This is a genomic window from Myxococcus sp. CA040A, assembly GCF_013336725.1.
GTDB lineage: Bacteria > Myxococcota > Myxococcia > Myxococcales > Myxococcaceae > Myxococcus > Myxococcus llanfairpwllgwyngyllgogerychwyrndrobwllllantysiliogogogochensis.
The window spans coordinates 1,115,221-1,127,343 of record NZ_JABUMR010000003.1 but is presented as its reverse complement, the minus strand read 5'-3'; the positions used below and the strand labels follow the sequence as shown (position 1 = coordinate 1,127,343).

General features: G+C 69.8%; 9 protein-coding genes. 2 read left to right on the top strand and 7 right to left on the bottom strand.

Annotation, left to right across the window (positions count from 1 at the left end; genetic code table 11):
• Positions 1–17 precede the first annotated feature (17 nt).
• From HUA75_RS16610 to HUA75_RS16590, 5 genes are all read right to left on the bottom strand, one after another.
• Entirely contained in the window at positions 18–827 is an 810-nt protein-coding gene (locus HUA75_RS16610; protein WP_174486942.1) for an alpha/beta hydrolase, read from the bottom strand.
• Positions 828–860: 33 nt separating this feature from the next.
• Positions 861–2,090, bottom strand: coding sequence for a DUF1501 domain-containing protein (locus HUA75_RS16605; protein ID WP_174486941.1), 1,230 nt, complete (start codon positions 2,088–2,090; stop codon positions 861–863).
• Positions 2,091–2,269: 179 nt separating this feature from the next.
• Positions 2,270–2,929: a site-2 protease family protein gene (locus HUA75_RS16600; protein ID WP_141642973.1), complete on the bottom strand. Its 660-nt coding sequence runs from the start codon at positions 2,927–2,929 to the stop codon at positions 2,270–2,272.
• Positions 2,930–3,057: 128 nt separating this feature from the next.
• Positions 3,058–4,740, bottom strand: a complete 1,683-nt coding sequence (locus HUA75_RS16595; RefSeq protein ID WP_217446088.1) for a hypothetical protein — start codon at positions 4,738–4,740, stop codon at positions 3,058–3,060.
• Between the two features lie 201 nt (positions 4,741–4,941).
• A complete protein-coding gene (locus HUA75_RS16590) occupies positions 4,942–6,573 on the bottom strand; it encodes a DUF1800 domain-containing protein (RefSeq protein ID WP_174486939.1) in 1,632 nt (543 codons plus the stop codon).
• A gap of 244 nt (positions 6,574–6,817) precedes the next feature.
• On the opposite strand from HUA75_RS16590, the gene HUA75_RS16585 reads away from it, so the two are divergent.
• Both HUA75_RS16585 and HUA75_RS16580 read left to right on the top strand, forming a co-directional pair.
• Complete coding sequence (locus HUA75_RS16585) at positions 6,818–8,680, top strand: protein-arginine deiminase family protein (protein ID WP_174486938.1); 1,863 nt, start codon at positions 6,818–6,820, stop codon at positions 8,678–8,680.
• Positions 8,677–9,594, top strand: coding sequence for a hypothetical protein (locus HUA75_RS16580; RefSeq protein WP_174486937.1), 918 nt, complete (start codon positions 8,677–8,679; stop codon positions 9,592–9,594). Before HUA75_RS16585 ends, HUA75_RS16580 begins: the two co-directional genes overlap by 4 nt.
• A gap of 3 nt (positions 9,595–9,597) precedes the next feature.
• On the opposite strand, the gene HUA75_RS16575 is transcribed toward HUA75_RS16580, so the two are convergent.
• Both HUA75_RS16575 and HUA75_RS16570 read right to left on the bottom strand, forming a co-directional pair.
• Complete coding sequence (locus HUA75_RS16575) at positions 9,598–10,302, bottom strand: response regulator transcription factor (protein ID WP_141642968.1); 705 nt, start codon at positions 10,300–10,302, stop codon at positions 9,598–9,600.
• On the bottom strand, positions 10,299–12,122 hold the full coding sequence (locus HUA75_RS16570; RefSeq protein ID WP_174465123.1) for a HAMP domain-containing sensor histidine kinase: 1,824 nt from the start codon (positions 12,120–12,122) through the stop codon (positions 10,299–10,301). The genes HUA75_RS16575 and HUA75_RS16570 overlap by 4 nt, the downstream gene beginning before the upstream one ends.
• Position 12,123: the final 1 nt, after the last annotated feature.

The window sequence follows — 12,123 nt, the reverse complement described above, 5'->3', positions numbered from 1 at the left end:
GCGCCTCGGGGCATTGCTCAGGTTCCGCCCAGGGCGAACACGGCCAGGCGCCGCACGAGGTCGGGGCCTGACTTCTCCAACACGTCGTTGTGGCCCGCCCCGGGCACCGTCTCCACGGTGGCGCTGGGAAAGCGCGCGCCCAGCCTGCGCCCCATCTCCACCGGGATGAGCGTGTCCTGCTCTCCGTGGATGATGAGCACCGGCAAGGTGATGTCCGGCGCCTTCGACGTGGAGTCAAAGCGGTCCCTCACCAACAGGGACGCAGGGAGGAAGGGAAAGAGCTGCGCCGCCATCTCCGTGAGGGACGTGTAGGGCGACACCAGCATGATGCGCGAGCCGTGTCCCCGGCGCGCCATCTCCACGGCCACGCCCGTGCCGAGGCTGCGGCCACTGAGCACGGTGTGCTCCGGCGTCACGCCCCGCGCTCGCAGCATCGCCAGCGCCGCCTCCGCCGCCGCGTAGATGCCCTGCTCCGTGGGCTGTCCGGGCGACGCGCCATATCCCGGGTACTCGACGGCCAGGAAGCCCAGCCCGTTCTGGTTCAGCACCGTGCCCAGGTCGAGCTGACCCAACAACTGCTCTCCATTGCCATGGAAGTGCACCACCGTCGGGGCGCCGGGCGGCGCGGGGAGATGGAGCACGTCCACGAACGTGTCTGCTGGCAGTGGCAGGTGCCGGAAGCCGAGCTCGGCCGGCAGCGGGATGGGGGCCTTGGGCGCCGGGTATATCAACGGGCGCTGGAGCACGAAGGCCGCCAGGCACAGGGCGAGGTAGGCGACCGCGAAGATGGAGACGAGGATGACGAGCACGCGACGAGGCCGGACCATGGGCCCCTCCAGTCTGCACGAACTCGAGCCGCGCTACGCGAAGAGTCCCAGCGGCGCGCCGGGCGTGAAGCCGGGGAACACCCGGGTCAGGTCCACGCCAGGGCGGCAGGCACGCAGCACCTCGGCCAGCGGCGCGCGCACGTCCGTCCACGCGGGCACGTCCCGCCCGTCCTGGAGCCGGTCCGGGGTGAGCGACTCGAAGCGCCCGTGGACCTGGCCACCCTTCACGCCGCCGCCGAGCACCAGCATCGCGCTGCCCACGCCATGGTCCGTCCCCCGGCTGCCATTCTCCCGCACCGTGCGGCCGAACTCCGTCAGCACCACCACCGTCACCCGCTCCAGCAGCGGCCCCACGTCCCGCGCGAAGGCGGACAGCGCGCCCGCCAGCTCCGCGCACCGATTGGCGAAGGTGCCCGTGGCCGCGCCCTGCGCCGCGTGCGTGTCCCAGCCGCCCATCTCCGTCGCGGCGACCTCCAGGCCCACGTCGCCTCGGATGAGCCGCGCGATGTCCCCCAGTCGCTGGCCCAGCGGGCCGCGCGGATACTCCACGCCCGACGTCGGCGGCAGTCGCGACAGGTGCTCGGCGTCCAGTTGGGAGAGCGCGTCGAAGGCGCCCTGGCCCGTGGTGCGCAACGCTTCGTCCACCGCGCCCGCGTAGAGCGCCGCGAAGCCGCGCGTCGCCTCGGCGCCTCGCTTGCCCACGCGGAGGCGGAACTCCTCCAGCCGTCCCATCGCCAGCGCGCCCGCGTCACCGAACAACGCGCGGGGCAACGTGGCTTGCAGGGCCACGGCTCGCAGCGGCGCGGCGGACTCCTCGACACCAAGGGCGCGGTTGAGCCACCCATCGGGCGTCGACTTGCGGCCCGGCGTCCCCGACTCGACGAAGTCCTGCGCGTCGAAGTGCGAGCGCACCGGCGTGGGCAGTCCCACCCCGTGCAGCACCGCCAGGTGGCCCTCGTTCCACAAGGGCAACAAGGGCTCCAGCCGGGGATGCAATCCGAAGGGGCCCGACAGCGCCAGCGCCGCGCCCTCCCCGGTCCTGCGCAGCGCCAGCGTGGGACGCGCGCGGTGATAGGCCGCGTCATCCACGGGAGGCACCAGGGAGAGGCCATCCACGCCGCCTCGCAGGAACACCGTCACCAGGGTGCGCCGCGAGGACGGGGCGGCCAGCGCGCGGCTCGACAGCGTTGGAGCGAAAGCCAGCCCCACGCCCGAGAGCCCCAGGGCGCGCAGCAGGAGGCGACGAGACAGCAGCGGACTCATGGGCTTGCGCGGCTCCGGCGAGTGAAAGGAGGCCCTGGCCATTCCGCGGGGCCGTTCAAGGGACACAACACCGGACCCGGGCGGAAGTTACGAGCATCCGTGCCAAATCCCCGGCCGCGAGTCAGGGTCCCCACTTCCCTTCCTCCAGACATTCCCGGAGGACCCAGTGCGACGGGGCTTCAGAGAATCGCCCGGACGAAGAGCGACGCCACCCACGCGGCCCACACCAGCGAGACGGCGAGCAACACGGCGGCGACCGGGCGCACCCACGTCGGGGACTTGTCGCGCCAGGGCAGGAGCATCAAGTAGCCCCCCGCCAGCGAGGGAATGGGGAGCAGGTTGAGGGCCGCCATCCGGGCGCTCATGATGCCCCACGCGCGCACCAGTTCGCCCTCTCGCAGCAACCCGACGAAGCGCTCCACGCGGCCCGGCAGCGCGGCGACGTTGAACACGGCGGGGAAGCCCTCGGTGAACTGATGGAAGCCCTCCGCGGGGCCCAGGCACGCCATGGCGACGCCAATCTGCACGTACCAGGGGACGGCCAGGGCCAGCGCATGCAGCGGCGGAGGCAGCTTGAGCAGCCGGCTCTTGAGCGGCGGCTCGGGCGAAGCATCGTCTTGCTCCGGCACGAACGACGCGGAGCTGCCCAGGGTGATGGGATGCAGGCTCCAGCCGATACCGGCCATGCGCCACGCCACCAGTTGGGGCCCATAACCAATCCGCACCGCGAGCGGTCGAGCCCCGAAGGCACTCGCCACCACCGCCTGCGCCAGCGCCCACATCACGTTGACCGCGAGGAACAGCACCCACAGCCAGAAGAAGAGGGCGACTCTGTCCATGGCTGGAAGTCTATCCTCTTTCACGAGGAACTCGCGCCCTGGGTCCGTCCAGACGAGCGCCACGCATCCAGGTCCCAGCCACCTCGGGTCAGGTGGCTGGGCGGGAGGCGCGCTGATTCACGCATCCATCAACGCAAGGACGAGAGAATCGGGGTGAGGTGGTGGTTGCCCTCCGTTCCGTTGCCGGCCTGTCCGTTCGTGTTGTCGCCCCAGGCGAAGACAACACCATCGGCACGCATGGCCAGGGAATGGTCGAAGCCCGCCTTCACCGCCACCCCTCGCTCGAATCCGGCCACCAGCACCGGTGAGAGCCGCGTGAGGACCGTGCCATCCCCCAACTGCCCCTTGTCGTTCAACCCCCAGGCCCAGACCGTGCCATCCGCCTTGAGCGCGAGCGAATGGCGCGTTCCCGCTGACATGGCGACGACGTCGACGAGGCCTGGAACCACGGCGGGTGTATTCCGGGAGGTCGTCGTGCCATCACCGAGTTCACCGTGGCTGTTGTTTCCCCAGGCCCAGAGCGTGCCGTCGGACTTGAGTGCGAACGAGTGAGCCTCCCCAGCTGAAATGGAGATGACACCGCTCAACCCAGGCTTCTGCACGGGGAGATTGCTCTGCGGCGTCGTGCCATCGATTCCCCAGGTCCAGACGGTGCCGTCGGACCTCAAGGCCATGCTGTACCTGCCTCCCGCCGACACCGAAATGAGCCCCGTGGGGACCGTCGCCTGGACAGGGACGATGAAGGAGTCCTCCGTTCCAGTCCCAAGCTTCCCGTAGTAACCCGCCCCCCAGGCCCAGACGGTTCCATCCCAGCGCAGCGCAAGGGAATGAAAGGGACCGGCCGAGACCGCTCGGACATTGGTGAGGTTCTGCACCTGCGTGGGAGTGTAGTGGGCAGAGGATTGGGTTCCGATACCCAGCTGGCCAAAGAAGTTGTTGCCCCATCCCCAGACCGTGCCGTCGGAGCGCAGCCCCTGCACGCTCAGATACGAGGACGACACCGTCTTCATGCAACTCAACACCGACACTCGCAGCGGATTCTGCGCGGAGTGGTCCTCAGGGTAGTCGTCCCCCAGGCTGCCATGTCCACTGTAGCCCGCGCCCCAGACACTGGCGTCGGTTCGCACCACCAGCGAAGTACCATCCCCCGCGGCCAGCAAGGACTGGGGAGAGAAGACATCTGCTTGCGTCTGGGGGAAGACGGCGCCCAGGCCTCCACAGTCGGTCATGAGCCGGAACGTGGATGAGAATCCGGCGTATTGCTCGAAGTCCACACCACTGACCTGGAAGGTGTGTGAGACCTCGTATCGATTGACGACCAGACCCGTGAGGGTATCCGTGTAGCTGTTGAGAAAAGTGACGCTCAGCGGAGCCGTCGTGTACGCACTGTTCGTCCCGCATCCCGAGGCCTGGGTGAGCCGGGTCCGCGCATAGGAGCCACTCGCACCCGGCAGCAGCGCGATGTCGGCCGGGACAACGTGCCACCACGCCACGCGGACGTTGCGAACGCCGCCGCTCCCCGTGACGGTGTAGCCACGGTAGGTCAGCCTGGAGGCATCGGCGTAGTCGAAATCACAGCCCGGATAGTCGACCTGCGCCCTCACGGTGCCACGGGTGGCGACATCGGCACTCAGGGAGTGTTCGACGCCATGTGCATCCACATAGCCACTGGCCACCGGAAGGTCTCTCGGGTGTCGCTCCAGCAGGACCTCGGTGGAGGTTGCCTCCTCACGGCCCGCGAGCTCTTCGTCGAGCCCCCCGACCTGACAACCCATCAGCCCCACCACGATGGACATCACCGCGACACGCAAGGTAGCGCGTGAATCCAGGCACCCTGCATGCGACTCGATGGATGTACTTCCGGCGCACCGTCTCGGATGAAACATCTTCACAAGGAAGCTCCTGACTCGATTGGGACCGGGCGGTCCGTGAGACACCCAAGCCAAGGCCGAAAATTACGGCAATACAGGCAAATCTAGCAAGCCAGCACCAGGCGCCTGACGAGCGCAACGCTATTGCCGTTGAAACTCGGGTGAGCCAAGCAGCAACCCCGCGATGAGCTGCACGTCGACGGGGCCTGGTTCTCCTTCAGCGCTGGCGGCCTCGGTGCGACGAGACAGCGCCGCGAGCACCGTGGCCCGTGTCTCCGCCGAGGGCGCTGTCCCCAACAGCGTGTGCCCCAATGTGTCCACCCAGGCCTCCGCCGTGGGTGTCGCTGGCGTGGCGAGTGACGAAAGTGTCACACGCGCTCCGGGAAGCCGCCCCGACACCAGGTCCAGACTGAAGTTGAGCCGAGCCACCAGCGCGCCACTGTTCACCCACGGCGCCGCCCCTTCAGGAAAGCCCGTGGGCGCGGGCGCGCGGTAGAGCGGCTCACCCATCCTCGCCAGCGCCTGCACCAGCCGGGGACGCACCTCCACTTGCGCCCTCGTCGCACGCAGCGCGGACACCACGAACTCGAACGGCGTCTTCACCTTCGCCCCTCGTGCCTCGGGAGCCCAGAACTCCGGCGAGTCGATGAGCGCGCGATACACCGTGGGCAAGTCCCCGTCCGAGTCGAGGAACACCTTCGCCAACCGGTCCACCAGCGCGGGCGGCGGCGTGTCCGAGACGAAGCGCCGCGCCAGCTTCATCGCGACGTGGCGCGCGGTGGCCGGGTGACGCGCGAGCAGGTCCAGCACCTTCTCTCCATCCGCCTCGCCACCGCGCGCGGGGATGACCTGTCCGAGGACCTGCTTGGCCTCCCTGTCATGCGCCCGCCGTCGGAAGAGGAACTCCGGCGCGCGGCGAGGATGCCGGATGCTCCACCCCGTGAAGCTGCGCGCCACCTCTCGCACGTCCTGCTGTGAATAGCCCCCGTCCACGCCCAGCGTGTGGAGCTCCAGCAGCTCGCGCGCATAGTTCTCGTTGAGACCCGGCCTCGGCCCGGACACCGCGGGCTCGTCATCGCCGTCGCCGTCCTCCTCCATCATCATCGGAGCCACGCCGCGCCTCGCCAGTCGCTCCCCGAGCTTCGGCAGGCCGTCGCGAGTGCTCGTCCAGTTGTCCAGATAGACGAGCATCGCCGGGTGGCGCGCCGTCGCCCCCAGCAAGTCCCTGAAGCGCCCGAGGACATGCGGGCGGATGGCGTCACGCTCGTACGACGTCACCATCCACCGCACCGCGCCTTTGTTCGCGGACACGTTGAAATGGTTGAACCAGAAGTCCACCAGCACCTCCTCCAGTGGATTCGGTCCCTCCACCGCCCGGAGCACCTTGGCGGCGGACAGCTCCAGGCCAATGCGCGCGGTCGGCAACAACTCCCGGCCATCCAGCAGCGCCTGCTCCCGCTCCCTCTTGCCGGGGTAGTCACTGACGAGCTGGGTCATCGACATCGTCAGGGTGGGCAGCTCCCGGAGCTTCGCCTCCAGCACCGGTGACATCGGCGCGTCCCGCCGCGCGAGTCGCGCCTCCACCCAGCCCCGCACGCCCAACGCGCGGACCTCGGCCAGGTCACGCTCCGACGGACCGAAGGCCCACCGCTGGAGCAGGTGAACCTCCGCGCCCGGCCCCAAGTCGAGCGGCGCCTCACCACGGACGGGGTGCGGGGTGCTCGCACATGAGAGCAGCACGGCCACCAGGGAGCAGAGGAACACAAGGCGCATGGCTGGAGATTGAACCCGCGGAGGCGTCCGAAGTTACAGCGCGTTCAGCCCCGCTCGCCTGCCCTCCCCCGGGGTCGCCTCGACGGAAGCGGACGCGATGTCAACCATCACTTGCCTCGCGAAGGCCGCCCCGGGACGCACCCGATGTTGCTTGAACCCAAGGCCAGGATGCATTTCGTATGAACGCAAACGATGGATGGGTGCCCCCCGGCACCGGACCGGTCATCCATCGACCCGGACCTTCATGAACCTACCTCCCGAACAGCGCGTCACCTCCTGCGTGCCCCTGGGCGTGCTGCTCTCGCTGGTGCTGTTCAGCGGGTGCTCCGCCTTCGACTCGGGCAACGACACGAGCCAGAACTCGGACCGGCTCACCGCGCCCTTCGAGCCGAATGTGAATCTGCTCGCGGATGTGAACCGCGATGGCGTGGTGGACGCGGAGGACGAGGCGGGCGAGGACGCGTGGACCGCCGACCGGGGCGCCATCTTCCTGGCCAACATCGACGATGACCAAGAGCTCTGCGCCTTCAGCATGTCCTCCTCCATCCTGAGTGATGACGCGCTGGCGGCCTGCAACGACGCGCGGGACTCGGAGGTGAATGGGGACGAGGACCTGTTGGACCTGGCGCGGCTGCGCGTCGAGCGCTGGGCGGACGCGCCGGGCTACGCGGTGGGGAGCATCTCCGTGACGGGGCCCGCGAGCGACAAGGTGCGCCTGTTCAAGCAAATCGATGGGGAGTTCGTCTCGTTCCGCATCGCCAACGTCCTGCCCCTGTCGGCGAAGAACCTGCGCGAGGGCGTGAACATCGCCATCGAGGCCAACGACATCGCGAGGGACCCGGCGGAGTGGGACGGGTACGCGGACGTGGTGCTGTCCATCTACCACGTGGATCGGCCGCAGGAGCGGTTCCAGGACACGGTGCGCCTGCGCGTCGCGCCGGTGGTGATGTTCCATCACCTGACGCCGGTGCGGAACGTCTACGTGTCGCGGTTGGATATCGAGGACTCGTCGCGCTTCCGTGGCGATTTGGGCAGGGCCCTCGCCGAGTCCGGGGAGCCGACGGCCTTCTCCGAGTTCGCGGTGGAGGACCTGTGGGCGCAGGACTACTTCGAGCCCGCATACATGTCGATGCCCCGGCTCGAGGGTGGCGGCGCCCAGCACGTCATCCAGGTCAACTACCGTTCGGCCAACGTGAACTGGGGCGCGACCAAGGCCCCGCTCCGAGAGGCGGGCCGCATCGTCTACTGGCTCCGGGGCAGGAACCAGGCGGCGGTGCAGCAATACCAGACGGGCATGTCCTCCGAATCCCAGACGCTCAACTCCCTGGGCAACACGGAGGTCATCCCGCCCTACGAGAAGGACGGCGTGAAGTATCCCCTGGGGCGGCTCTTGCGCGGCCGGGGTCCCGACTCGGAGCCCGAATTCCAGCCGGACCCCAGCTTCACGAAGATGCTGGAGGCCCAGGCCGTGCAACCGCCGGTGTACCTGGACACGTCCTGGCTCGCCGTGGCCCACGTGGACGAGACGCTCAGCTTCCTTCCCGCCGACACGCCTCGCGGCTGGATTGCGCTGGTGGCGGACCCGGCCCAGGCGCGGCGCATGTTGCAGAACGCCCAGGCCCAGGGACATGGCGAAGCGAAGCTCTTCACAGGCATGCGCTGGCCGTATGACCGGCCCGCGGAAGCGACGGTGTCGGAGCTGTTGAACCATGCCGGGGTGATGGACGCCAACGCGCGGGCGGCGCTCGAAATCGACGAGCAGTTGCTCATCCTGCGTGAAGCGACGGGCCTCACCGACGATGAGATTGTCCGCGTGCCCTTCCTCTTCCAGAACGCGCCGAACGGCGCGACGGCGCTGCAACCCGGGACGGTGAATCTCCTGTCGGTGTCCCGCTCGCTCGTCATCGCGCCGGACCCGCACGGGCTCGTCATCGATGGGAAGGACATCTTCAAGGTGCAGCTCGAAGAGGCGCTGGCTTCTCACGGCATCCGGGTGCACTGGACGGACACCTGGGACCTCTACCACCTGGGAGGTGGCGAGGTTCATTGCGCGACGAACAGCGCGCGCGAAGTGCCTTCAACGAAGTGGTGGGAGAGCGGCCGATGACTCACACACTGTCCGCCGGCCTGGGCGCCGCGCTGTTGATGCTGTGGTTCACCTCGCCCGCCAGCGCCCAGACGCCCCCTGTGGATGGACTGGGCGAGCTGCGAGAAGAAGTGGCCCGCGCGCGGCAGCAGACGCCCGAGGCCTTCGCGCGCCTGGAAGCGGTCATCCCCCAGGTGGAGGTGCTGGACTCACGCAAGCGGGGCACCCTCGCCGCCACCGCGCCGCTGTTCCGACAACTGGGTGCGCAGGCGCTGTGGCCCATGGTGGAGCGGCTGGTCTTCGACGCGGGCCTGGCGACTCAACCCGCGCGCGACTCGGCGAAGCTGGCCCTCCAGGTGGGCATGGTGGAGGCCACCGGGGACCTGCGGGACGCGCGACTCCTGCCGCTGTGGAAGACCCTGCTGGAAGGCGCGGAGACGCGGAGGCCCGCGCGCCGTGCGGCGGCGGTGGCCCTGGCGAAGCTGGAGTCCCCGGAGGCCGCGGCGCTGCTCATCACGCTGTCCCCCCAGGAGGGCTTCCGCGGAGAGACGGTGCGCGAGGCCATGGGCCAGTGTCGCAGGCTGGTGGTCGCCCAGGCGCTGGCGGAGGCCCTCGCGCGCACCCCGGCGCCCTCGGAGGCCCGGCGGCTCGCCGTGGCGCTGGGCGACATCGGCTCCTTCTGGGCGTGGAAGACGTCCCAGCCCAAGGCCGCTCCGGAGGAAGGTGACGTGCGCCGCGTGGCCGCCGAGGCCCTGGTCAACGCCTGGCTGAACTACACCGGAGACGTCCAGCAGGCCCTCACCCAGGCCCTCATGCGCGTGGATGCGCCGGAGACGGGAGCCCTCATCCAGTCGATGCGGGCTCGCACGCGGGAGTCCAACCACCCCGCGCTGGAAGGCCTGTCGCGGCGGATGGCGAACAACCCGCTGCGCTGAGCGTCAGGGCGCCTCGATTTCCATGCGGTAGCCCACGCCGCGCACCGTCTGGATGGCGAAGCGCGAGGCGCTGTTCCACCCCAGCTTCTTCTTCAGGCTGGAGACGAAGTTGTCCACGGTGTGCGGGTCCACGACGATGTCGCGGCCCCACACCGCGTCGAGGATGTCATCGCGGCGCAGCACACGCTCACGCTCGCGCACGAGGAAGGCCAGCAGGTCGAACTCCGTGCGCGTCAGCTCCACGTTCGCGCCCTCGGGCGTCTCCAGCTTGCGGCGGTCCAGGTCCATCCGATAGCCGCCGAAGCGCACCTGCTTCGCCGGAGCACCGCCACCCGCGCGGCGCACCAGCGCACCCACCCGGGCCAGCAGCTCGCGCAGGCGGTAGGGCTTGCCCAGGTAGTCCTGCGCGCCCGCCTCGAAGCCGCGCACGACGTCATCCTCCAGCGTGCGAGCGGTGAGCATCAGCACCGGCGACGTGACACCTTCCTCGCGCAGCGACCGGCACAGCGTGTAGCCGTCGCCATCCGGCAACATGACGTCCAGGAGGATGAGCTGGAAGGCGCCGCGGGCCAGGTGCTCGCGGGCCTCGCGCACGGAGGCCGCCTCTTCCACGGCGTAGCCTCCTTGATGCTCCAGGCTGTCGCGCAGCGCGAGCCGCAGGTTCGGGTCATCCTCCACGAGCAGGATGGTGGGCTGGGTGGGGTTCATAGCGTCGCGTTGGGGGAAAAGGAGAGCTCGAAGGTGGTGCCCTCGGAACTGGAGGCCACCACGCGAAGGGTACCGGAGTGCAAGCGCATGATGCGGCGACACAGCGCGAGCCCCAGGCCACTGCCGGGGACTTCGCGCCCCTGCCCGGGCAGGCGGACGAACTCGCCGAAGACGCGCTCCCAGTCTCCCGGAGCAATGCCCACGCCGTTGTCGGAGAAGCGCACGCGTCCACCCGGCAGCGCCTCCACGCGCAGGCGCACGGGGACGCGGGTGTTGTAGGCGCAGGCGTTGCGCGCGAGGTTGGAGAGCAACAGGCGCAGCAGTTGGGCGTCGGCGCGCAGCTCCAGCTCGCCCACCTCCGCCTCCAACTCCACGGGGATTTTCGACCAGGCTTCCAGGTCCCTGCGCAGCAGCGACACCAGCTCGTCCAGGCGCACCGGCTCCAGCCTCGGCACCCAGCGGCCCTTGTCGATGCGGTTGAAGGACAGGAGGTTCTCCACCAGGAAGCCCAGCCCATCCGCCTCGCGAACGATGCGCGCCGGATAGTCCCGGGCGTCCGTGCCTTCGGCGAGCCGCCACTCGAGGGTCTCCGCGAGCAGGCGGATGGAGGCCAGCGGCGTGCGCAGCTCGTGCGACACCGTGGCCACGAAGTCGCTCTTCAGCTCCAGGAAGCGGTACTTGCGGTGCTGCGCGAGGAAGGCCAGCGCGGCGATGCCCAGGGCCAGCCCCGCGCACAGCACCACCATGCCCGTCTTCAAGCGGTAGCGGCTCTCCAGCGCGGCCTGGGCCCGGGCCCACTCGGGCGTGGCCACCGACAACGGCAGCGCGTCCAGCGACAGCACCGCCGCGTCCCCGAGCAGCCGCACCTTGCCCTCGGTGTCCAGCAACCCGCGCTCGCGCATCTCGCGCGTGAGCGACTCCAGCAGCTCCGACGCATCCACCGCCACGCCTCGCACCTGGTTGCCACCGCGCGGCTCCAGGTACCAGCCGGCGCGCACCAGGGCCGGGCCCGGGAGGGACGCCGGCAGGGGCAGCGGACGGGCCGTCAGCTCGCGAGCGCGCGACTCGAAGTCGTCCACCGGCGCGCCCACTTTCGTGGAGAGCGCGGCCACCCGCTCGAGCAGGAACTGGAAGTCCACCGGAGTGAAGCGCGAGCGGCGGGACAATAGCAGCCGCTGGAGGCCATCCAGCCGGCCACCCTTGCCGTCCGCCAGGCCATCCCGCACCAGCGCCTGCATGAGCTGCGGCACCGGGTCGCCGCGCTCCGCCAGCGACTCCAGCACCACCAGCAGGCCCGGCACGTCCCGCGTGGAGGCGAGCACGTATTGCGAGCGGTGCTGCAAGAGCGCCATCAGCGCCACCGTGGACGCGCGACGGTCTCCCCGCGCGAGCGCCAGCTCCACCGCCCGCGTCCTCACGAGCCGCTCCGCCCATGGGTCTTCCGGGTCCTCCGACACCTCCGTGCCGGCGCGCAGCCGCGCATACCGCTCGCGGGCCGGCGAGACGTCACCGGTGTCGTGGAGCGCGAGGCGGGGCAGCACCTGGGTGCCGCGCTCGCGCAGGTAGAGGCCCGTGTCGGGAGCCAGCGGGTCCGCCACCGCGGCCTCGAGGGCGGGCTTCGCGGCCTCCAGTTTGTCGTGCAGGGACTGCGTCAGCGACGCGCGCGCATACTGCTCCAGCGCCTCGCGCCGCGAGTCGAGCGAGAGCCGGGCGTCCTCCCGCTCGTTGGCGAAGATGCGATGGAGGTAGCCCAGTCCCCAGCCGAGCCCGACGAGGCCCAGCAGCAGCGCGACGAGCATGGGCAGCAGCCTGCGGAGCATG

Coding starts and splice junctions, on each gene's coding strand:
- HUA75_RS16610 (WP_174486942.1), bottom strand. CDS start 827: ATGGTCCGGCCTCGTCGCGTGCTCGTCATCCTCGTCTCCATCTTCGCG.
- HUA75_RS16605 (WP_174486941.1), bottom strand. CDS start 2,090: ATGAGTCCGCTGCTGTCTCGTCGCCTCCTGCTGCGCGCCCTGGGGCTC.
- HUA75_RS16600 (WP_141642973.1), bottom strand. CDS start 2,929: ATGGACAGAGTCGCCCTCTTCTTCTGGCTGTGGGTGCTGTTCCTCGCG.
- HUA75_RS16590 (WP_174486939.1), bottom strand. CDS start 6,573: ATGCGCCTTGTGTTCCTCTGCTCCCTGGTGGCCGTGCTGCTCTCATGT.
- HUA75_RS16585 (WP_174486938.1), top strand. CDS start 6,818: ATGAACCTACCTCCCGAACAGCGCGTCACCTCCTGCGTGCCCCTGGGC.
- HUA75_RS16580 (WP_174486937.1), top strand. CDS start 8,677: ATGACTCACACACTGTCCGCCGGCCTGGGCGCCGCGCTGTTGATGCTG.
- HUA75_RS16575 (WP_141642968.1), bottom strand. CDS start 10,302: ATGAACCCCACCCAGCCCACCATCCTGCTCGTGGAGGATGACCCGAAC.
- HUA75_RS16570 (WP_174465123.1), bottom strand. CDS start 12,122: ATGCTCCGCAGGCTGCTGCCCATGCTCGTCGCGCTGCTGCTGGGCCTC.